This window comes from Nonomuraea sp. LPB2021202275-12-8 (genome assembly GCF_037044575.1).
Classification (GTDB): Bacteria; Actinomycetota; Actinomycetes; order Streptosporangiales; family Streptosporangiaceae; genus Nonomuraea.
Genome location: NZ_JBAHWD010000032.1, coordinates 20,373 through 41,031, shown reverse-complemented (window position 1 = coordinate 41,031; position 20,659 = coordinate 20,373). Strand labels below are relative to the sequence as shown.

The 20,659-nt window shown below is 69.2% G+C and carries 20 protein-coding genes and 2 tRNA genes; 19 read left to right on the top strand and 3 right to left on the bottom strand.

What is annotated here, in order from left to right; translation table 11 throughout:
• Positions 1–706: 706 nt before the first annotated feature.
• The 11 genes from V5E28_RS38130 (at position 707) to V5E28_RS38080 (ending at position 11,612) form a co-directional block, all read left to right on the top strand.
• Positions 707–3,421: a fibronectin type III domain-containing protein gene (locus tag V5E28_RS38130; RefSeq protein WP_336214373.1), complete on the top strand. Its 2,715-nt coding sequence runs from the start codon at positions 707–709 to the stop codon at positions 3,419–3,421.
• A 19-nt stretch (positions 3,422–3,440) separates the two neighbouring features.
• Entirely contained in the window at positions 3,441–3,929 is a 489-nt protein-coding gene (locus V5E28_RS38125; RefSeq protein ID WP_336214372.1) for a hypothetical protein, read from the top strand.
• Positions 3,926–4,099 carry a hypothetical protein gene (locus tag V5E28_RS38120; RefSeq protein ID WP_336214371.1) on the top strand — a complete coding sequence of 58 codons (174 nt, stop codon included), beginning with the start codon at positions 3,926–3,928 and terminating at the stop codon, positions 4,097–4,099. The genes V5E28_RS38125 and V5E28_RS38120 overlap by 4 nt, the downstream gene beginning before the upstream one ends.
• Before the next feature lie 76 nt (positions 4,100–4,175).
• Positions 4,176–6,956 (top strand): hypothetical protein, encoded by a 2,781-nt coding sequence (locus V5E28_RS38115; protein ID WP_336214369.1) that lies wholly within the window; start codon positions 4,176–4,178, stop codon positions 6,954–6,956.
• Between the two features lie 66 nt (positions 6,957–7,022).
• Positions 7,023–7,694 carry a hypothetical protein gene (locus V5E28_RS38110; RefSeq protein WP_336214367.1) on the top strand — a complete coding sequence of 224 codons (672 nt, stop codon included), beginning with the start codon at positions 7,023–7,025 and terminating at the stop codon, positions 7,692–7,694.
• Positions 7,691–8,029 (top strand): hypothetical protein, encoded by a 339-nt coding sequence (locus tag V5E28_RS38105; protein WP_336214365.1) that lies wholly within the window; start codon positions 7,691–7,693, stop codon positions 8,027–8,029. Before V5E28_RS38110 ends, V5E28_RS38105 begins: the two co-directional genes overlap by 4 nt.
• Positions 8,026–8,754 carry a peptidoglycan recognition protein family protein gene (locus V5E28_RS38100; RefSeq protein ID WP_336214364.1) on the top strand — a complete coding sequence of 243 codons (729 nt, stop codon included), beginning with the start codon at positions 8,026–8,028 and terminating at the stop codon, positions 8,752–8,754. The genes V5E28_RS38105 and V5E28_RS38100 overlap by 4 nt, the downstream gene beginning before the upstream one ends.
• Positions 8,755–8,843: 89 nt before the next feature.
• Positions 8,844–9,089 carry a hypothetical protein gene (locus V5E28_RS38095; RefSeq protein WP_336214362.1) on the top strand — a complete coding sequence of 82 codons (246 nt, stop codon included), beginning with the start codon at positions 8,844–8,846 and terminating at the stop codon, positions 9,087–9,089.
• Positions 9,090–9,110: 21 nt separating this feature from the next.
• Positions 9,111–9,389, top strand: coding sequence for a hypothetical protein (locus V5E28_RS38090; RefSeq protein WP_336214360.1), 279 nt, complete (start codon positions 9,111–9,113; stop codon positions 9,387–9,389).
• A 722-nt stretch (positions 9,390–10,111) separates the two neighbouring features.
• Entirely contained in the window at positions 10,112–10,912 is an 801-nt protein-coding gene (locus V5E28_RS38085; RefSeq protein WP_336214359.1) for a hypothetical protein, read from the top strand.
• Between the two features lie 82 nt (positions 10,913–10,994).
• Positions 10,995–11,612, top strand: a complete 618-nt coding sequence (locus tag V5E28_RS38080) for a hypothetical protein (RefSeq protein WP_336214358.1) — start codon at positions 10,995–10,997, stop codon at positions 11,610–11,612.
• Positions 11,613–11,624: 12 nt separating this feature from the next.
• Here the strand turns inward: V5E28_RS38080 and V5E28_RS38075 are convergent, their stop codons facing one another.
• Positions 11,625–12,176 (bottom strand): hypothetical protein, encoded by a 552-nt coding sequence (locus V5E28_RS38075; RefSeq protein ID WP_336214356.1) that lies wholly within the window; start codon positions 12,174–12,176, stop codon positions 11,625–11,627.
• 384 nt (positions 12,177–12,560) lie between these two features.
• Here V5E28_RS38075 and V5E28_RS38070 point away from each other — a divergent pair.
• From V5E28_RS38070 to V5E28_RS38055, 4 genes are all read left to right on the top strand, one after another.
• A tRNA-OTHER gene (locus V5E28_RS38070) sits at positions 12,561–12,632 on the top strand.
• A gap of 161 nt (positions 12,633–12,793) precedes the next feature.
• Entirely contained in the window at positions 12,794–14,470 is a 1,677-nt protein-coding gene (locus V5E28_RS38065; RefSeq protein ID WP_336214355.1) for a TROVE domain-containing protein, read from the top strand.
• 61 nt (positions 14,471–14,531) lie between these two features.
• Positions 14,532–14,606 (top strand) — tRNA-Met (locus V5E28_RS38060).
• Between the two features lie 141 nt (positions 14,607–14,747).
• Positions 14,748–14,939, top strand: coding sequence for a hypothetical protein (locus tag V5E28_RS38055; RefSeq protein ID WP_336214354.1), 192 nt, complete (start codon positions 14,748–14,750; stop codon positions 14,937–14,939).
• Positions 14,940–15,017: 78 nt separating this feature from the next.
• Here V5E28_RS38055 and V5E28_RS38050 read toward each other — a convergent pair whose 3' ends face one another.
• Together V5E28_RS38050 and V5E28_RS38045 are read right to left on the bottom strand one after the other, a co-directional pair.
• The gene (locus tag V5E28_RS38050) at positions 15,018–15,653 is read right to left on the bottom strand and encodes a TRADD-N-associated membrane domain-containing protein (RefSeq protein ID WP_336214353.1); all 636 of its coding nucleotides are present in this window, start codon (positions 15,651–15,653) and stop codon (positions 15,018–15,020) included.
• A 192-nt stretch (positions 15,654–15,845) separates the two neighbouring features.
• Positions 15,846–16,493 (bottom strand): UTRA domain-containing protein, encoded by a 648-nt coding sequence (locus V5E28_RS38045; RefSeq protein ID WP_336214352.1) that lies wholly within the window; start codon positions 16,491–16,493, stop codon positions 15,846–15,848.
• 254 nt (positions 16,494–16,747) lie between these two features.
• Here V5E28_RS38045 and V5E28_RS38040 point away from each other — a divergent pair, with 254 nt between their 5' ends.
• From V5E28_RS38040 to V5E28_RS38025, 4 genes are read left to right on the top strand one after another with little or no spacing between them, the layout of a single operon-like run.
• The gene (locus V5E28_RS38040; protein WP_336214350.1) at positions 16,748–17,095 is read left to right on the top strand and encodes a hypothetical protein; all 348 of its coding nucleotides are present in this window, start codon (positions 16,748–16,750) and stop codon (positions 17,093–17,095) included.
• 17 nt (positions 17,096–17,112) lie between these two features.
• Positions 17,113–17,553: a hypothetical protein gene (locus tag V5E28_RS38035; RefSeq protein ID WP_336214349.1), complete on the top strand. Its 441-nt coding sequence runs from the start codon at positions 17,113–17,115 to the stop codon at positions 17,551–17,553.
• Positions 17,554–17,557: 4 nt separating this feature from the next.
• Entirely contained in the window at positions 17,558–18,424 is an 867-nt protein-coding gene (locus V5E28_RS38030; RefSeq protein ID WP_336214348.1) for a hypothetical protein, read from the top strand.
• A gap of 5 nt (positions 18,425–18,429) precedes the next feature.
• The gene (locus V5E28_RS38025; RefSeq protein ID WP_336214347.1) at positions 18,430–20,622 is read left to right on the top strand and encodes a hypothetical protein; all 2,193 of its coding nucleotides are present in this window, start codon (positions 18,430–18,432) and stop codon (positions 20,620–20,622) included.
• The last annotated feature ends 37 nt before the right edge of the window (positions 20,623–20,659 follow it).

The window sequence follows — 20,659 nt, the reverse complement described above, 5'->3', positions numbered from 1 at the left end:
CGGTTCGGAGGAGCCCGGGCATGCCGCGACGACCATATGTGTCCCAAAGGATAGCTCGCCGTTACTATAGGGCACGGCCTAATGGCTATATAACCATGTAGCCCCCGCGCCATCCAGGCGTAAGGGTGTCCTATCGTTGTCGCTGGAGCTCAAGAGAATTTAAGCGAGACCGCTTGAAGTTGAAAGCGTAGTGAAGTGCATAGAAGGAGGTCCTGGCCCGTTTTTCATCCCGAACCAGGACCCCGCCTTTCACCCGAGGGCTCGGCTAGGCAGCCACCTAGCTGAGCCCTCCACCTTTGAGGAGCCAATCCAACAGGATCAGCAGCAGCTGCAGCATCACCAGCTTCTCCTCGTCGTTCTGCTCCTCATTGATATGCAACGACACTTTGTCCTCCTGGGCCGGATGACCTTGGGGGCGACCCCGGCCTTTCCGATCAACCCCTAGGGTGTGGACCGGAGCGGAAGAGTAAGCGTCCTTGGATATGACGTGAATCGTAATCTATGCACGCGCTGCTCACGAGTCGCGCACGTGTGTTAGCGGATGTGCTTTGCGTGCTTTCTGCCGCCATGTTGCGAGCGGGGCTGAAGTGACCTTCTTTTTTTTGAACCGATTTCACTGCTCTATGCAGTCGGCAAACCGTTGCGGTCTAAGGCCGCCATAACCCAGGTCTGACGAAACCCAGGTCTGACGAACGGCGGAGGTGTTGTGGACCTCCGACTCGTCGCCCACGCCCCCAACGGCGACCGCCTCGGTTCAATTCCGCAGCCACTTAGCCTCGAGGCGGCCTGGCCGCTCAACGACGTCGGCGGACTCCGGCTGGCCTACGCCGCCGGCGCGGTCGGTGCGGAGCTGCTGGAGCAGCCGTGCGAAGTCGCGATCGAGTGGTCGGCGGACGGCGTCACCTGGACGGAGCCGCCGGACGGCAGGTTCCTGCGGATCCTGCGCCGTGGCGACAGCACTGATCAGGCCGAGGTGGTGCGGTACGAGCTGCCCGCCTTCGTCTGGATGCTCAGGAAACTGATCCTCTACTCAGGCAGCGCCCCGCTGGTCGACGGGAAACGCGCCTTCCTGTCCGCGACGCCCGGCGCGATCCTGCGGACCTGGCTCACTGAAGGGCAGACACGTGGCGCGCTTCCGGGCGTGACCTGGGATTTCACGCTCACGCACGACAGTGCCGGAGTCGAGTGGGCGAAGGTCCTCACGATTTACTACGAGCCCGGCCTGGACCTGCTGACCACGCTCATCAACCTGGCCGAACAGGGCGTGATCGACTTCCAGATGCAGGGCCGGGAGCTGCGGGTCTTCAACGCCGACACCCTGCACAACGACCTGGCCGCCGGAGACGCCCCGGTGGACCTGCGCTACGGCCGCGACATCACCCAGGCGCCCGAGGTCGGGACGCTGGAGGATGCGGCCAGCGCGGTGCTCGTCGTCGGTGACGCAGGCTTCCAGCAGTCGTACGTCTCCTCGGCTGGGCACGGGCCCTGGGGCCGGTGGGAGATGTTCATCGGCCAGGGTGGCGTGTCCGACCCGGGCACGGCAACGCTGCTGGCTGACACCGCGATCAAGCGGGCGTCCGGCGAGCGGGTGCAGCGCACCCGCAGCATCGCTCTGGAGACCGCGCGCTGGTTGCCGTTCCGCGACTACGCGCCCGGCGACCTGGTGCTCGCCCCCGGCGAGGCCGCCGCCATGCAGAGCCTGCGCGTCCGCCAGATCACCCTGACCCGCGACCACAAGCGGGCGCTGGCCGGGCACCTGGTGCTCAACGACAGGCTGCTCGAGCGGGACTTGCGGCTGGCCCGGCGCACGGCCGGCATCGTCGGCGGCTCGACCTCCTCGGGCGGCTCCGGAGCCAAGCCCGCGCCGGAGGCCCCGGCGCCGCGCACCCCAACCGCTCCGCCCGGCCTGATCGTGGACTCAGCCGCCTTCATCGATACCAGTGGCTACGCACGCGGGCAGATCACGGCTACGTGGGGCGCGGTCACCCAGGACGTCGTTGGCGTCGCGCTCGACATCTCGGGCTACGAGCTGTACGGCCGGAAGAACGAGGTCGGCCTGCCGTGGCTGCTGCTGGCGGTGACGCCGGCCGACGACACCACGGCGACGTACTCGCCGCTTCCGGTCGGCGAGACGTGGGCCTTCAAGGTCCGCGCCGTCAACAACGGCCGCCGAGGCGGCTTCTCCGCGCCCCCGGTGGTTGAGGCGATCGCCGATGACCCGGACGCGCCGCCCGTGCCCACCACTCCCCTGCTGGCCACCCGACTCGGCGTGGTCCACGTCAGTTGGGACGGCCTCGGTGCCGGGGCCGAGCCGATGCCGACCGACCTGGCCCGGGTCAGGGTCTGGATGCAGGACCCGCTAGCTCCCGGCTGGGAAGAGATCGGCTACCTGGACGCGGCTGGCAGCATCGTCGTGCCCGGCCTGCCGTACGGGGCCGACCGGGACTTCCGTTTCACGGCGGTCGACCACTCCGGCAACGAGTCCGCGGCCTCGCCCAGCGCGACGATCGCCACGGTGCCGCTCGTCGACGGCGACGCGGCCGAAGGCAGCATCACCACCGGGGCCCTGGCCGCCAACGCCGTCACCGCGGCGAAGGTCGCGGCCGGGGCGATCGAGGCGTCGCACATCGCCGCCGAGGCTGTGACCGCTGACAAGCTCCAGGCGGTGCTGGCGCTGGCCACCCGGATCGTCGCCGGTGACCCGGGCGCCGCCCGGGTCGAGCTCAACGAGGACGGGCTGGAAGCGTACGACAGCGGCGGTGCGCAAACCGTCACCGTGTCGGCGGCTTCGGGCGCGGTCTCCATCGTCGGGCAGCTCTCCACTGGCGTGGTCGGCCGCCGGATCATCGTCAACCCGGCGGGCAGCGCCGACCCGGAGATCCGTTGGTACCCGAGCACGGGCACCAACTACGCGCGCATCTTCGTCGACAACGACGGCTCAATCATCCACATCAGCGGGTTGAACAGCGGCGGCGACCGCCGCTCCCAGGTGATCCAGCGCGGCGACGAGTGGCGCATGCACATCTACAACCCGAGCACCGCGCTGGCCAGCGGCGGCTACATGTTCGCCCAGCCCACCCAGCTCGAGGTCGGCTACAACGACCCCACGCCGGCGCTGAACCGGTGGCGGTTCACCTCGACGGTCGCCGAGTACAAGGGCCGCCTCGACTACTTCGGCGGCGACGCAGGCCTGCTGATGTTCTCGCTGAGCATCAACCTCAACTCCGGCCTGTCCACCATCGCGTGGGGGTCGGCCACGATGCTGACGACGCCGTTCTGCGCGATCGGTCTCACCTACAGCGGCACCGGGGTCGTCACCTCCTACATGACCGCCCGGTCGACCAGCGGGTTCAACCTGCGCTGCGACTCCTCCGGAGCAGTCGGATCGGCGACGGCGATGATCTGGGCCTGGCGCAAATGACCATCAACAAGGGGGCACGTTGGCGCAGGAGTGGACGGTCGTCGCGGTCGAGGAGGCCAGCGCCGACGACGGCGCGGTTCCGTACTGGGCGATCGTCTACCAGGTGCCCGAGGACGTGTCGCCGACCGGCGAGTGGCGCTACTACCTGCCCAAGGCCGCCGTCGCCTACCGCGCGGCCGAGTTCGGCATGGACCTGGAGGAGGCGCTGCAGCTCATCGTGCACGAGCCGCTGCTGATCGGCCTGCACGAGGCCGGCACGCTGCAGCCGCTCGCGCCCGCGCTGGTCGACGCGGTCACCGCGCGCAGTCAAGCGCTCGAGCAGATCGACGCCTGCCGGGCCGAGCATGGCGCGGTCGTCACAGCACCGCCCGGAGCCCGGTCGGCCCGAGCTGCCGCTGATCCGCTGCAGGCGATCCGGGAGCAGACCCGGCTGGACCCGATCGCCGCCGCGGCGATCCGCATGGAAATCGACCGGCGCCGTCTGGCGCACGACAGGGAGACGACGTGACCGACCTGCAGGTGGAGCGCGACGACATCATTGAGGCGCTCCGGGCGCGGATCACGGAGCTGGTCTACGAGAATGCGCTGCTGGCCGCCGCCGTCGCCAAGCTGCAGCGGGCCTCGGCCGCTCAGCCCTCCGCACCCTCGCCGGCCGCGATGCCGCCCGGCCTCATGTAGATCGGCAACTCCGCCGCCGTGATGCCTCCGCGTTGCTCTCTTCCACCACCTCAACTCAGCACATCGGGGGCCACCAGTGCAGGTGATCATTCCTGGGGATCGGCAACGTCTGGCGGCTCGGCTGGTCGTCTACGCGCCGAACGGCAACCGGCAGGGCGTCCTGCCCGCGCATCTCGGCTGGGAGGCCGCGTTGCCGCTCAACGACGTGTCCAGCCTCCGGCTGGCCTACAGCGCCTCGGCGACCGGCGCTGAGCTGCTCGACGAGCCGTGCGAGATCGCCATGGAGTACTCCGTGGACGGCGAGCCCTGGCTGGAGCCGGCCAGCGGCCGGTTCCTGCGGGTGAAGCGCTCTGGAGACGGTACTGACCGGACCGGGGCGCGCTCGTACGACTGCCCCGGTTGGGCCTGGCAGCTCCGCAAGATCGTCCTGTATCCGGACCTCAGCCTGGTCGACGGCAAGAGGCCGTTCACCGCAACGACGCCCGGCAACATCCTGGCCACCCTCATCTCCGAGGGCAAGAACCGGGGCACCCTGCCGGGCCTGACGTACAACTTCACCGCCACGCACGACTCGGCCGGCCAGGCGTGGGGCACGACCATGTCGCTCGGGCTGGAGCCGGGCGTGGATCTCCTCGCGCTGCTGATCAATCTGTCGGAGCAGGGCCAGATCGACTGGTGCATGCAGGACCGCGAGCTGATGGTCTACCGCGAGGGCACCCTCCTGGCCACCAACCGCGCGAGCGGGGCCGCCCCGATGGAGCTCCGCCTCGGCCGCGACATCGACTCCGCGCCCGACGACGCCACGCTGGAGGACGCCGCCTCGGCGATCCTCGTCGTCGGCGAGGACGGGCTGCGGGTCGAGGTCACCAACCCGGCCGCCGCCATGCCGTGGGGCCGGTGGGAGACCTACCAGTCGCAGGGCGGGGTGAGCGACACCGGGACCGCGCAGCTGCTGGGGCAGAATGCGCTGGAGCGCGCGTCGCGGGAGCGGGTGCAGCTCACGCGCAGCATCACGCCGTACGTGGCGCGCTGGCTGCCGCTGGCCGACTACGCCAGCGGCGACTACGTGCGTGCCCCCGGCGACCAGGGCGCGATGCAGCCGCTGCGGATCCGCCAGATCACACTGGCCTGCGACGTGTCGGGCCTGATCAGCGGCAACCTGACGCTGAACGATCGGTTCCTGGAGAGGGACATCCGCCTTGCCCGCCAGGCCGCGGGCATCCTGAACGGCGGCATCTCCTCCGGCGGCTCCGGCTCGGATCCGGCGCCGGAGGGCGGCGACCGGCAACCTGCGGCGCCGACCGGCCTGCTCGTCTCCCCCGCCGCCTACCTGGACGAGGAGGGGTACGCGCACGGCCAGATCACCGTGTCGTGGACCTCCGTCACAGCGGACACCAACGGAACCGCGCTGAGCGTGGACGGCTACGAGCTGATCGGCATCGCCCCGCCCACCACGGGCGCGACCCGGGTTCTGGCGCGCACCACCGGCACGACCGTCACATACAGTCCGCTCGAGCCGAAGTCGCGCTGGCAGTTCGGCGTGATCGCGGTCGCAGGGTCGGCACGCAGCCTGCCCGCGGTCTCGGCCGAGATCGTCATCCCGGACGACGAGACGCCGCCGCCGGAGCCGTCTACGCCGGTCGCGGACTCCCGGCTCGGTATCTTCCGCGTCGCCTGGGACGGCCTCACCGCCGGCGGGACGGGCATGCCGCTCGACTTCGCGCGGGTCCTGGTAATAATGCGCGACCCGCTCGACAGCGACGACGAGGGCCAGGCGGTCGAGTGGCTGGAGCGGGCGGGCACCGCCGTGGTGCCGGGCCAGCCGTACAACACCGATCGAGAACTGTGGCTGGTCGCGATCGACCGGTCCGGCAACATCTCGGGCGAGTCGGCGCGGGTGACCGCCCAGACCCAGCCGCTGGTGGACACCGACGTGATCGGCGCGATTATCGACGGGGCCGAGCACATCATCGAGGGTTCGATCCCCGCCGACGCCAAGATCACGGCCGGGACGATCACGGGCGGGCTGATCCAGGCGCTGGCGATCCAGGCCGGACACATCTCGGCGAACGCGATCACCGCCGACAAGATCGAGGCCGGGGCGATCACCGCTGGACACATCGCCGCTGCCGCAATCACTGCTGACAAGATCGAGGCCGGGGCGATCACGGCCGAGAAGATCAGCGCCGACGCCATCAACGGCAAGACGATCACCGGCAGCATCGTGCGGTCCAGCGCGACCGGCCGCCGCTTCGTCCTCGACTCCAGCACGCTCGACCTGCGGTTCTACCCCGGCGGCACGAGCACCAACTTCGCCCGCCTGTACGCGGTCGACGGGCTCTACCCGGGCGAAACGACGACGTTCATCACCAGCGGCACCAACGCCGGCGCCACGGCCCGCGCCGAGCTCCAGGTGGCCGCCGGGCTCGTCCGGCTGGGCATCCGCAACGCGGCGAACTCCAACCGCCGCGGCGGCGGCCTCGACATCGCCGAGGGCTACGCGATGTTCGGCTACAGCATCGCGTCCGCCAGCACGGAGACGTACATCTACACCAACAGCAGCGGCAGGTTCTACCTGCGCGGACGGGTGTGGGACACCAACACCGCCGACCCCTACGACGCCGTGCACGCCGGCAGCGGCACCGTGGCGCCGGACTTCACTGGCGTGACCATCCATTACGGGCCAAGCATGGCCTCCAACATGGGGCCCGTCGCGGTGGTCAGAGACGGCGCCGCGAACCCGAACTTCTACTGGTGCGAGGACCTGTCCAACCAGACCGACTTCAGCATCGGCTGGTCGGCGGGCGGCGGCGTGTGGTCCGGCAAAGCCTTCTACTGGTGGTCGCACCGCCATTAACGATCATCGCTTGGCCGGTAAGTGCTCGCGCTTACCGGCCTTCTTCATGCCCGAGGGGGTGCCTACGTGGCCGAAATCTGGACGCTCTGGGATGCCGAGCTTGGCTACTCGACGACCAGTCTGCTGCAGGGCGGAGGCGAGCAGCCTGAGCAGCGTCCCAGCCACGACGGCGCTGAGCCGATGTGGGGAATCAGCCGGGTGCGGCCGGACGGAGCCCCGCACATCCACATCATCCCGCACTCGACGTTCGAGTGGCGGTGCGCCGAGTACGGCGTCCCCGTCGACGACATGGACACGCTGCTGGACATCGTCCTGCACGAGCCGTGGATTCCGAACCCCCACGACGCCCTGGCCACGCTGCGGCCGGGCGCGGCCGAGGTCCTGCAGGAGACGCATAGCCTGCCGACCTGCTGGACGCCGGGCGTCCCCGACGCCGACCGGCTCGCCGCACACCTGGCCCGGATCGAGTCCGTCAAGACGCACCGCGTCGCCATGGTGCCGGAGAACCGGATGTTCCGACAGGGCGTGGTCGACTTCGTGGGCCTGAACGTGACGGTGCCGGCGGACCCGCTGGAGCCGGTCAAGACGCTGACCCGGCTCGATCCTGCTCGTGTGGCGGCCCGCCGCCAGACCGTGGACTACTACCGAGCCGGTCGCGCGGGGCCGGTCGTGCCCGATTTCGAGATCAAGCCGCCGAACACGTTCATGGGCCGCAAGCCCTGGGGAGCCGCGGCGTGACCGGAATCTTCTGGGTCGACGTCTTCGTGGTGATCGGCATCGTCGGCGCCGGGGTCGCGCTGGTGTGGAAGGCGCTCTCGCTGCTGATCCGCAAGCTGCGCCGCCTCTCCCACTTCCTCGACGACTGGCTCGGCGAGGAGGCCCGGCCGGGCGTGCCGTATCGGCCGGGCTTCCCGGAGCGCGTCGCGGCGATCGAGGCCGAGCTGCGGCCCAACCACGGCACCAGCCTGCGGGACGCGATCACCCGCGTCGAAAACGGCGTGCGCCGGGTCGAGGACGGCCTGGCGACGCATCTGGAGCAGCACCGCACCGAGCAGACCAGAGGGAACCCATGAACCTGATCACCCGGCGGCAGTGGGGCGCGAAGACGCCGGCCGCCACCTACACCCGCATCTCGCACACCGAGGGCGTCAAGATCCACTACACGGGCGGCGAAGTCCCGTCCGGGATCGTCAAGGACCACGAGATCTGCGGCGAGCTCGTCCGGCAGATCCAGGCCATGCACATGCGCGGCGCCCGCGAGCAGCCGTACAACGACATCGGCTACAGCCTGGCCGTCTGTCCGCACCGCCGCGTCTTCATGGGCCGCGGCCCGCACGCTCTTCCGGCCGCCAACGGCGCCGGGCTGAACACCGGCCACTATGCCGTGCTCGCCCTCGTCGGCTCGCAGGGCCACACCCAGCCGACCACCGGCATGCTCGCCGGCATCTGGGACGCCATCGACTACCTGCGGGCCGAGGGCGACGCCGGCCGGGAGATCAAGGGCCACCGCGACGGCTTCTCCACGAGCTGCCCCGGCGAGCCGCTGTACGCCTGGATCAGGCGGGGCGCCCCGCGGCCGGGCACCTCTGAGGACGACCTGCCCGAGCTGCGGCCCGGCGACAAGAACGAGCACGTGGTCGAGCTGCGCAAGCTGCTCAAGGCCGCCAACCGCACGAGCGACTACTTCGACCCGACCGACGCGGACCTGGTCGCGCTGCTCACCGCGTGGAAGGCCGCGCGCAAGCTCGGCGGCGGCCTCGTCTGGACGTCGGCGTGCTGGAAGGCCGCGGGCCTGTAGTGGACGCCCTGCCCGAGGAGCAGCCCGAGACCTACCAGCCCGGCAACCGCGTGCCCGGCTGGATCGACGAGACCAACTGAGGAGTTCCCATGGAGAAGCCCCTGCTCGTGGCCGCTGTAGCCGGTCTGATGCTGGCGTCCGCTGGCGCGGGCGCGGCGGCCACCACGGCGTTCGCCGAGCCCGCGGCCGCGTACGGCGGCTGCGTCAGCAAAACCTCCGGATACGTCCGGATCCTGGAGCGCGGCAACCTGCCGAAGTCCGTGCTCGGCAAGTGCAAGTCGACCGAGGTGAAGATCACCTGGTACAGCCGGTCCGGCGGCGCCCCGAAGGGCTGACCGGCCAGAGAAGGAGAGATCATGTTCCACCAGTGGCTGCTGTCGCTGTGGCGCACCGTCGTGCCGTCCGTCGTCGGCGGCGTGCTCGGCTGGCTCGCCCTGCACGGCATCACCATCGAGGGCCTGACCGCGGCCCAGATCAGCGCGGGCGCCGTCGTGCTCGGCACGGGCGTCTACTACGGGCTGTTCCGCGCCCTCGAGCAGCGCTTCCCCGCGCTGGGCCTGCTGCTCGGCTCGACCAAGGCTCCGACCTACCAAGAGGGCTCGCACCCCGGCGTCCACGCCGGCCGCGAGCTGTAAACCCCAGCACTGCGCCCCGCCGTCCTTCGGGACGGCGGGGCGCTCTTCTGCGTTCTGCTATGTCTTGGCGGCACCCCCGTTCTTGTCGGGGGTGTCGGCGGGGGAGTCAGCTCCCTGGGCTGGCGGAGGGTCTATGCCCTTGTCAGCCTGCGATGTGTTCTTGCTCCAACGGACGTGGAGACCGAGGATTCGTACCCTGATCTCGAACTCGCTGATCTTGCTCTCCAGTGCCTGGGTGTTAAGTGCATGCACTCCGAGGAGGAGAACTCCGATCCCGATTACCGTGATCACGGTTCCTGCGCCAGCCGCCTGGAGCACGCTCCAGAGGCCAGCCATTCGCGGTCTACGCCGTGAACTGGATGACTGCGGCGCTAGACGTCATCCTGTTCCCCTTTCCTAGTGAGATCCAGCAGAACACCTATGTAACCCTCTATCGGGGCAGTGATAGTTCCTCCGTGCGCGCACTCTCGGAAGCGGCGGACGGGGTGTGTAGCGCTCTGAGAGACAACAGCCCGTGCTGCACCCTAAACAGTCCAGTACGGATTCACTTCTCTCGGAGCCGTCCTTCAGGGGGCGGAGACTCAAGAAAACGTCTGCGGCCCTCGACGGGACTGCCCCAGCCTGTTGAGGACTGGGACGCTACAGCAGCTCCCATTGTGCCTTGTTTTACGGGCCTTCCGAACACGGTCGCGTAATTAACATGAGCATGTTAAGACTGTCGCGTGACTGAAACCCTCGAGCTCGGCAGCCGCGTCATCACCGCCCTCGAAGCGGCATGGGCGGCCATCCGCACTCACCACCCCGACGTCCCGCGAGTTGTGGTGATCACTGGGCAGGGGGACCGCGGCTACGAGGTGACCTGGGGCCACTTCGCCGCCGGCACCTGGAACGTCGATGACGGCCACGTCTCCGAACTGTTCGCCAGCGGCGAGATGATCGCCCTCGGGGGCCGCCGGGTGATGGAGACGCTTTTGCACGAGGCCGCCCACGGCCTCGCAGACGTACGGCGCATCAAGGACACCAGCAACAAGCACCGCTACCACAACAAGGAGTTCGTCAAGCTCGCCAAGCATCTGGGCCTGGAGCCGCCCGCCGTGGCGGACAAGGTGATGGGCTGGAGCCGCTGCCGTATCACCGACGCGACCGCCGAGCGTTACCGCGAGACGATCTCCGCTCTGGACGCCGAGCGACTGCCATACCGGAGCAGCGCGTATGTGACCTACCTGCGTAAATGGGGAGACGACGACGAACTTGGCGACGATCCTGGGGCGACGACGATCACGGTGGGTGAAGACGACGACCAGGACGGCGTCGGGGAGACCCCACTGGCGCCGCCAGGGCCCACGCCTGTCGGACGCGACGGTGTCCGCATCACGATCGCGTGCGCGTGCGTCCCGGCGCGCAAGATGCAGTCCAGCCCAGGGAGCTTCGAGCGCGGCCCGGTCACGTGCGGCGCGTGCAACACGGACTTCGTCCAGGCCGAACCGCAGCGTCGGTCCCGCCGGAGGCCGCGAGCGCTGTAACCGGGCGCTTTCGCTGCTCAGGCGGACACCTGGACAGCACCACGATACTCAGATCAACTGCCGTCCCCACTACCGTGGGTCCGTGACCGTCCTTGCCCCCACGACACCCGAGTTCCTTGGCCTCGATGCTGACAACTTGATCGCCATCGCTAGCGCTCTCATCGCCGTCATTGGCGTAGGGGTCGCCGCGGTCATCGCGCAGCGATCCGCGATCGCGGCCAAGAAGTCAGCCGCCGCTGCCGAAGCCTCCGCAGCCGAGGCTGCGACGATCTCCCACATTGAGCGTGAGCGCCGTCACGACGACCTGGCACCGCAGCACCCCATAGAGATTGTGGCCAAGCGGGAGAAGCGTTCCGGAGTACGACCTGACCTGTACGGATCGATCACCATTGGCCGCAACTACCGGGTCCAGGGGGTCGCTTGGGACGGCAAGAGCTTCACGTCGCTGAACTTGCCGCTTCTGCTACTCGCTAACCAGCCGCAGCGCTTCTTCATCGAGCCAGCACCTGTAGGGTCCAACGGCCTGGTCACCCAAGAGGTGCATCTCCGATTCTGGCCGCCCGTAGCCGAACTGGACGGCGTTGACGGGTGGACGTGCCCGTGTGACCGGCCGACTGCGTCGGGCGTCCAGGAGCCCCCGCATTGGGAACTACGCATCCCGGTGAGCTACCAACGGCCGCCTCAAATTCGGGGGTTCTAACCTCGGTCACCGTCACCGTGTCGGCGCGACAGAGCGGGCGTACACGGCAGTCAACTCGTCTAGCCGTTCGAGGAAGCGGTCGATCTCGGCGCGGGACGGAGCCATCAGCCACACCGTACGGACCAGCTCGCTGAAGGCGTGCCCGCGGTCCTGGCCCAGGGCGGCGAGACCGAGCCGCCGCCACCGGTCGGCCTGGCCGTGGATGCTGCGCTCGTACGCCTTCTTGGTGGCGTCGTCGGCGTCGGCCGTCGGCAGCGGCGGGTATAGCCGGGCGTCAACCTCCTCCACGGAGATCTGCAACCGCTCGGCGTGAGCTTGTCGTGCGGTCTCGGTGCGGTTGGCGAGGGCCTCGTTGACGATGTGGAACATGGCCTGGAGCTGGCCGGCGAGCTGCTGGCGCCGCTCGCCTGCGGCCTTGTCGGCGAGTGCGGCGATCTCGTGGATGGCGTCGGCGTAGCGGCGGTAGTTGTGCAGGAGCGGCCGGAAGGTTTCTCCGGCAGCGACGAGGGCGCAGGCCGCCAGGCGTGATTCGGTCACGATCTTCCGGCAGTGCGTTTCGTCCATGTGTTCGATCGTAGGGCTGCTGCGACCGTGATCACCAGTGCCCGTTTTGGGTGTTTTGCCTGTTTCGCGAAACGGCTTGGTAAGTGCTCACACTTACCTCTATGCTGATCGCGCGGCGCGGGCCGAACGAGGTCGGTTACCTCTTTTTTCACAAAGAAGATCCGAATCCGGTCTCACCTCCACATCCGCGCCGCGCTGACCCCCTCGCCAGGTGCGACGGGGACACGAGCCGAAGCTTGATCGGTTATCTCTCTGAAAAGAGGAGGTCCGGGTTCGAATCCCGGCACCGGATTCTCGCGGGTCCGGTGTGGTGTAGAGGCTGCACGTCAAACGGCCGGTCTGCACTGCCACGTTCGTGTCCCTCTCACACCTGACGAGAGCTAGGGGAGATCGAGTCGAAGATCGTCGGTTATCTGCTAAACCGCTGGACGCGGGTTCAAATCCCGCCGCGACCCAGGTCGTGTAGCTCAGCCCGGTAGAGCAGCGGTATAACCCGGCATCGCCCACAAATTCGATCTCCCCTTTGTCATGCCCACCTCCGCCACGGCGGGGCGAACTGGAAAGGGATCCTTTCCCGTTGCCGTCCGATGGCTGGCGAACCACGGAAGGAACCCCTCATGAGTCAGCTCGATCCGCTCGCTCGCATCTCCCTCAGCGCCACCCCGCAGTCCCAGCCGATCCCCGGCCGCGCCGCCGACATGGTGCGCAACTCCGCCGGGGGCTACGTCTTCGCCAAGGACACCTGGACCAGGGTCGAGGACTTCCTGATCCTCGGCACCACGGGTGGCACCTACTACATGGGCGAGCACCAGCTCACCACCGATAACGTCCAGGTCCTGGCCCAGGCCATCGCCGAGGACGGGACGCGCGTCGTCGAGCTGCTGACAGACATCTCGACCGCTCGGCCGCCGCGCGCCCCGAAGCCGAGCCCGGCGCTGTTCGCGCTGGCCGCCTGCTACGTGCTCGGCAACGCCGACACCAAGCAGGCCGCCAAGCAGGCGCTGGCCGAGGTGGCGCGCACCACCGACCACCTGGCCAAGTTCATCGGCTACTACAAGAGCCTGACCGGCAGCTCCAACGTGCGGACCGGCCGGAGCCTGCGCACCGCACTCGGCTCCTGGTTCCTGTCGGATACCCCAGACAACGTGGCCTTCAAGGCGTGCAAGGCCCGCCAGCGCAAGACCCCGTCCGGGGAGGCGCTCGACCTGCGCGACGTGCTGCGTATCGCCCACCCCAAGGCCGACAGCGAGCAGCGCAAGGTGCTGTTCGGCTGGCTGGCCGGCAACGTCCCTGACGACGAGGCCCGCGACGAGCTGCCCGCCGTCGACCGGTTCCTCACCGCCAAGGCCGTCGCCACCCCGGCCCAGGCGGTGCGCGTCATCACCGAGGCGAAGGTGCCGTGGGAGTTTCTGCCGGACGCGATGCTGAAGGAGCCCGCCGTGTGGGACGCGCTAGTGGACACGGTCGGCATGACCGCGCTGATCCGTAACCTGGCCCGGATGACGTCGATCGGGACGCTCACCCCGTTCTCCGACGCCACCCATCGCGCGGTCGCCCGGCTGACGGACAGGGAGGCCATCGTCAAGGCGCGCATCCATCCGATGGACGCCTGGCTGGCCCTGCGGGTGTACGGCTCCGGCCGCGCCCAGCCGACCCCGCAGGCGCCGGCCCGCCTATGGAACGCGGTCGCGCCGATCCTGGACGCGCTCGAGGAGACGTACGAGCTGGCGTTCGGCCACGTCGAGCCGTCCGGCAAGCGGCTCCTGGTCGCCGTGGACTCCTCGGGCTCCATGCGTGGCGGCTACTACGGCAACAGCTACAGGATCGAGGTGGGCGGGTCCCCGATCGGCAGCCCGTACGAGGTGGCGTGCGCCATGGCGGTCATGTTCGCCCGCATTGAGAAGGGCAACGTCCACGTCATCGACGTCGACACGCGCGTGCACGCTTCGAAGGTGACCGCGCGCACCAACATGCGCGAGATCGCCTCGTGGCGGCCGAGCGGCGGCGGGACCGACCTCAGCCTGCCGTTTCAGTGGGCGCTCCAGCGGCACATGGAGGTTGACGGGGTGGTGGTGCTCACCGACAACGAAACGTGGGCGGGCTCCTATGAGCACCCCGCGCAGGCCCTGGCCTCCTACCGGCGGGCGATCAACCCGCAGGCACGCGCCGTGGTGGTTTCACTGGCCGCGACGGGGCGCTCGATCGGCGATCCGAAGGACCCGGGCGTCCTGCAGATGGCCGGCCTGGACGCGTCGCTGCCGATGGTCGCCTGCGGCTTCGTGCGCAAGGAGTAAGTGCTAGCACTTATTATTGGGGTGGCCACCCGGCCTACTGCACGCCCCGGGTGGCCCTCGCAGGGCGGTGGAGCAGTCTGGTCAGCTCGGCGGCCCCATAAGCCGTAGGTCGCGGGTTCGAATCCCGCCCGCCCCACCTTCAAGGCCCTCCTCCCTGTCCGGGGAGGAGGGCCTTTTCTGCTGTCGGAGAGATCCCAACTTGGCGGTTAACACCGGCCGGACCGGCCTTGGAATGATCGTTGAGACGACCTCAAGCAGCGGAAAGGAGGTGAACCCCATGACGATGACGTTCTGGCACGTGACCGAGCAGGACCAGGTGGAGTATGTCCCGGGTGCCGACAAGATCCAGCACTCCGACACCGAGATGCACTTCATGCGTGGTGACGAGATCGTCGCCACGGTGCCGAAGGGCACCCGTATCGGCGGTACCGAGGTGACGGAGGACCTGAACCCGGCGCGCACCTGGTGATCGAATCCATCCGTTCTGGTGTGCGCCCCTCCAGACGTCCACCACGTTAAGCGCCCCGCCCCGACTCGGGCGAGGCGCTTACTGCTTTTTATCCACTTCTGGTCCGGCTGCCGAGTCAGACGCTGCAGGAGCGGGCAGAATCCCGCGCACCACATCGGCGGCCAGCTTTACGCGATCCTCTTCGCCGAGGCCCCTCAAATCGGCGATCATGCGCTCAGCGGCAAGATAGCGAGAGAATTCCAGCGGCTGATCGAAGTAGGCGCGCAGATGATTGGCGGAGCTCTCCTGGGACCGGACGAAGGTCCTGCTGATGAAGGCGGCAAAGGCAGCGGATGCGGCGCCAAGCGTACCGGTGACGATGCTGGCGATTGCCGTGGTCGCTGTCATCGCGAGGGCGGCGGAAGCTATGAGAAGTACAACGCCGACCCACATAGCACGCTGCGCGCTGCGGAAGCTCTGCTTGGCTTGGCTGGTCGCGATCTGGTGGTAATAGTCCAGACGCTTATGGGTGACAGACCACAGCGCGTTAAGCGATAGCTGGTCTTCTCCGGTCGTCAGGGCTTCTTCAGCCCTGTCGAGCTCCTCCCGCCGTTCCTTCGAAAGCTCACGATCTGCCTTGTTGCGATGCGTTTCGAGGATAAAAGCGGGAACGAGAATCATAAGGGACACAGCCGCGATCACTCGCGCAAATTCCTCCGTCACGAGCGCCAACATACCGCCGTGGTGCTTCGCGCATAAGCAAAAGTGCGGTCTCCGGTTTGATGTGCGCCCACCCAGACGCCCGGAGACCGCACCCCGAAAGAGACCACACCAGCCACGCGACCCGAGATGCCCTCGAATGCAACATGCCGTGGTTGTCTGTGCCCGAGTATCCCAGCGCGGCGGCGTGAGCTGCAACCGGCGTGATCAGCGCGCGGGCAGACGAGTGCGCCGGCCGACGCGGACGCGCAGCGGGTTCGCCGCCAGGCGCCGCAGCTCCAGTGGCAGGCCGCCGTCGTCGTAGGTGATCCGCTCGACGGTTAGCACGCTGCCGCCAGGGCGTAGGCCGAGGACCTCGGCCTCCTCCTTCGTGGCGACCCGGGCGCCGATCTCCTCGGCCGCCTCGGCGGCGAGGCCGCCCTCGAGGGCGAGGGGCCGGATGGAGACCTCCACCATGGTGCGGGCCTTGCCGACGACGGCGTGCCGTACTCGGTGCTCGGTCATGGTCCCGCAGGGGATGCCCAGCGCCGCGGCGGTCACATCGTCGGCGCGGATCTCGTCGACGCCGATCTGGCGCATCTCGCCGGCGACGTCGGCCCGCGCGCAGGCGGCCTCCCAGGCGTCGTCGCCGTCGTCCAGGTCGAGGTGCAGCGGTGCCGGGCGATCGGTGACCTTCAGGCGACCGCGCTCGGCGGCACGGGAGAGCAGACCCTCGTCGCGTAGTACGCCGGTCGCCCTGGCCAGAGTGGGGACGGTGGTGCGGAAGCGTTCGAGGAGGGCGGCGCTGACGGGCAGGAGGGAGCCGGGCGGCCACTCACCCAAGGCGATGAGCTCGCGCATTTCGTCCGCGATCACACGGTAGCGCTGCACCCCCAAGGCTTTCCCCTTCTGCGCAGGTCATCTGCTTGTTGATGAGCGATGGTCTCATAACGCGGCTTGACAGATCATCTTTGCGCGAGCCATCATGCCCAACATACGACCAGTTCTTTTAAGAACTGACGTCCACGCGATAAAAGGGCGGGCCCTGCCGGATGACGACCAGCAAGGCCCTGAGCCCCATCCAGATCCCTCTCGCGAAAGATCCGATCCAGATGAGAAGCACCGCCAGTATGGCAGCCCCACCCATCCCCGAGGACGTCCGTGACATGGACACCGCGGACCTGCAGGACCTCGTCCGCCGGCACCGCATGTGTATGGGCAAGAACGGTGACCGCTGGGCGGCCGAGCGCATGACCGACCGGCAGGCCCGTCGCCTGTGCGTCGGCTGCCCCATCAACGGCATCGGCGGGGCCTGCTTCGAGCTGGCCGTCCGCGACGACATGGCGCGCGTGCAGCAGAGCCGCAGAGAGCCCGTGAACGAGCGCAGCCAGCTCCGCCTGCACGTCGTGTACGGCGGCCAGACCCCCGGCGTGCGCGCCCGGGTCGTCCTCGCCCGCCTGCTCGCCTCGGCCGCCTGACCTCGAAGGAATCCCTCATGAACTGGTTCTTCTGGAGCACCCTGACGTGCCTGGGAGTCGGCGTCGTCGTTGGCGGCTTCCGCCGCAAGCAGGACAAGGCCCCGCGAGGCAAGATGGGCATCTTCGCTGCCACGCTGCTCGCCTACGGCAGTCTCGCCCTGGGCGCGTGGCTGCCCGGCCAGTGGGCTGCGGGCCTGGGCGCGTGGGTGAAGGACGGCCTCGACAGCGGCGACACCTTCACTGCCTGGGTCTCCGGCATCACCGGCGTCGTGCTGGTCATCGGAGTGGCGTCCTGGGCTACCGCCGCCGGCAAGGACGTGCTCAAGGACAAGATCCCCGACGAGCCGGCGCTGACCTTCTGCATCTTCTGGACGGTGCTGTTCATCGGTTCGATCGCGTGCGTCATGGGCGACGCGGCCTATACCGAGACCTTCGGCAAGCTCGCGCAGGGCTGGTGACCTCGTGCTCGAGCGACTCGCCCTGCTGGCCGCCGTGGTGCTCTTCTGCGGTTGGGCGGTCAGCCTGCTCATCGGCGGGGAGCGCACCAAGGCCACGCCCGAGTCGGCCGACGAAGAGACCGACGCCGAGCCCGAGGGCAAGGCCACGCCCGAGTCGAAGGACAAGCCCGAGGACGAGCAGGTCCGCACCGGGTGGCGGTGGCTGCGGACCGCACAGCAGGTCCGCCCCCCGATCGTCACCGTCGAGCGCTTTGAAGTGCCCCAGCCTGTGCCGCAGCCAGCCGCTCCCAAGCGGCCCGCCCTTCACTCCGTCCCCGATCCCGACCCTGCTGAACCCGAAGGGCTGGACCCCATGAGCATCGCCAACCGCGCCTACCGGCTCGCCCGCCAGCGCCAGGCGGTCAAGCCCGCCGCCGCAACGGCGGACGCCAAGGTGATCGCGCTGCCCGCCAAGCAGCGCCCGTCGACCACCGTGGCCGCGCCCCCCGTGGTCGAGGCGTACGCGCCGGTGGCCGCGCTCGGAGCTCCAGGTGCCGGACAGATGAACGCCCTGGTGACCACCATCGACGAGGCGGCGGCCATCATGGCGCGCATCCCGCCCGCCGGCGACATCCGTAACCCGATCGCGCAGATCGCGAGCTTCGCCCGCGCGGTCGCCGCTCTGTGGCGCCGGATGAGGGAGCTGCGTCAACGCCTGAGCGATGACCAGCACGATCTGTACGTGCTCGCTGCCGCCGACCAGGCCGAGGCCGCCATCCGCGTGGCCGCCGCAGCAACGGCGGAGGCCGCCATGGTCGCGGCGATGCGTTACCGGGGAGCCGCCGCCGACCAGGCCGAAGGCACCCGCCTGCCCCACGTCAACCGGCACTGAAAGGCATGAACGTGGAGACCTCCATCGTCCCCGACGAGGCCGAGGAGAAGACCGCTCCCGAGTCCGAGTCGGAGTGGGAGTGGCAGGCCCCAGCGTTCCTGCGCATACCGTTGCGGATCGCCGCCTGGCTGGTGGTGCGCGGCGTCCGCTACTGGCAGGAGCTGTCCCCGGCGTACGCCGGGGTGCTGCTCGCCGTGGTGGCCGGGCAGCGCTGGGCCTGGTGGGCGCTGCTGATGGTCGGCATCGCGCTCATCGCCATCACGGTGCTGGTGGCCCGGGTCGCCGACACCCGGCCCGCGTGGCTGGCCTACCTGATTGCGGCCGAGGTGCCCGCCGTGCTGTGGACCACCACGGCGTCAGCGAACACCTTCGTCCCGGCCGCAACATGGATCTCGTGGCTGGTGCTGACCGGCGCGGCCACGGGCGGCCGGTGGCTGCTGGTGCGCTGGCTCGCCAAGCAGCAGCCGGAGCTTCCGGCCGCTGAGGAGCGGCCCGCGCTGCTGCCCGCACCGGAGCGGCACCCCCTGCAGGAGACGATCGACGACATCGCCTCCCGGCTGACGCAAGCCCGCGACCGGATCGGCCTGCCCGAGCTCGACGTGGTCGACAGCGAGATCGTCACCGACAACCGGTTCACCCTCACCGTGCTGACCCGCCGTCCCGCCGTCGAGGTCGACCAGCTCCGCGCCACGATCTCGGCCAAGATCGGGCTGCGCGTGGGCATGCTGCGCCAGGTCACGCCGGTCCTGGATAACGCGGGCGTATCGGTGTGGCACTTCCAGGTGGGCGAGCTGCACGGCGGCCAGAACTTCTGGTGGAAGGCCCCGATCATGCCGCGCAGCATCCTCGAGCCGATCGGCGTCGGCCTGCAGGAGGACGAGGAGCCCGCCAGCATGGTCCTGGCCACCCAGGACGGCGGGTCCCGGCACGGCGCGACCTCCGGCAAGACCGGCTACGGCAAGACGGTGCACAACATCGTGCTCGGCGCCGGGGTGGGCAACACCTTCGACGCGATCCCGCTGGTGTGCGACCTGAAGGGTTTGTTCGACTTCGCGCCGCTCGCGCCGCTGACGCCGATCTACGCCTGGACTCCAGAGCAGGCCACCCGGCTGCTGGTGGCGCTCGCGTCGCTGTGCACGGAGGGGCCCGCCAACCGCGCCTTCCTCAAGCAGCGCGGTGAGCGCGTCATCGTTCCTGGCGCTGACCGCAAGGCGATCGTGCTGTTCATCGACGAGCACCGGATGGTGTTCAACCCGGCCATGAACCCGCACTACAAGGAGGCGTCCGCCGCCGCGCACACCATCGCGCTCCTTGGCCGCGCCTACGGCGTCGGCCTATACATCAGCGGCCAGGACATGTCCGAGACCGCGATGCCGCAGTCGAACACCGACTCCGGGACCGCGTTCCGGCGGCAGCTCCACCACCGCCGGGTGTTCCACGACGACACCAAGGCGTCGGGCCAGTTCCTGCTGGACGACTATGCCCGGCTGGACGTGACCCAGCTCAAGCGGCCGGGCCGCTTCTTCCACGCCGATGGCGACGCGCCGACCCTGCCCATCCTGGGGCCCGACGCCGACCCCGAGACGGTGGGGGCGTGGGCGGCCGAGCGGTCGCGGGACGCGGACGGCTTCGACGAGCGCACGTGGGCGCTGCTGGCCGACCAGCTTGGCGACCTGCTGCTACCCAAGATGCGCGGCATCCCGGCCGAGCTGGCCGAGTACCTGCCGAGCCGTACCCCGGCCCGGTTCTCGGTCCGGCCCGACCTCGTCGCGCCTGCAGGGCCGGTCCCGCCGAGCCCGGAGGTGGCCAGGATGGACGAGCTGGCCCGGCTGGAGCAGGACCTGGCCGAGCTGCTCGGCGGGGAGCCCGCGGCCGCGGTCCCGCCCGAGGCGGGCATGCCGGCCACACACGTCGCCGTGCCGCTGGCCGACCCGGCGCTCGAGGGCTTGGCCGCCGGACTGGAGGCGGGTGGGAGCGCGGGTTCCAGCCGCGCTGATCTGGACCGCGCGTCCGGGATGCGCCGCTCCTGGGTCGGCGCGCGGCTGACCGCGCTGGCCGAAGCTCAGGCCGTGTACTCGACCGGGCAGGGGCGCGGCGTCCGCTGGCACCTCGCCGAGGGCCTCGACGGCGCCCGGCTGCGCTCCATGATTGCGGCCGTCGAGCAGCTGCTGCGTCCGGGTGGCGGTGACGCCTCGTGACCGCCACCGACTCGCGCACCGAGGCCCGTGGTAGCTG

Bases quoted from the DNA above. Each gene is read 5' to 3' on its own strand.
- V5E28_RS38100 (WP_336214364.1), top strand. From the start codon at position 8,026: ATGAACCTGATCACCCGGCGGCAGTGGGGCGCGAAGACGCCGGCCGCC.
- V5E28_RS38095 (WP_336214362.1), top strand. From the start codon at position 8,844: ATGGAGAAGCCCCTGCTCGTGGCCGCTGTAGCCGGTCTGATGCTGGCG.
- V5E28_RS38090 (WP_336214360.1), top strand. From the start codon at position 9,111: ATGTTCCACCAGTGGCTGCTGTCGCTGTGGCGCACCGTCGTGCCGTCC.
- V5E28_RS38075 (WP_336214356.1), bottom strand. From the start codon at position 12,176: ATGGACGAAACGCACTGCCGGAAGATCGTGACCGAATCACGCCTGGCG.
- V5E28_RS38065 (WP_336214355.1), top strand. From the start codon at position 12,794: ATGAGTCAGCTCGATCCGCTCGCTCGCATCTCCCTCAGCGCCACCCCG.
- V5E28_RS38055 (WP_336214354.1), top strand. From the start codon at position 14,748: ATGACGATGACGTTCTGGCACGTGACCGAGCAGGACCAGGTGGAGTAT.
- V5E28_RS38050 (WP_336214353.1), bottom strand. From the start codon at position 15,653: ATGTTGGCGCTCGTGACGGAGGAATTTGCGCGAGTGATCGCGGCTGTG.
- V5E28_RS38040 (WP_336214350.1), top strand. From the start codon at position 16,748: ATGGCAGCCCCACCCATCCCCGAGGACGTCCGTGACATGGACACCGCG.
- V5E28_RS38035 (WP_336214349.1), top strand. From the start codon at position 17,113: ATGAACTGGTTCTTCTGGAGCACCCTGACGTGCCTGGGAGTCGGCGTC.
- V5E28_RS38025 (WP_336214347.1), top strand. From the start codon at position 18,430: ATGAACGTGGAGACCTCCATCGTCCCCGACGAGGCCGAGGAGAAGACC.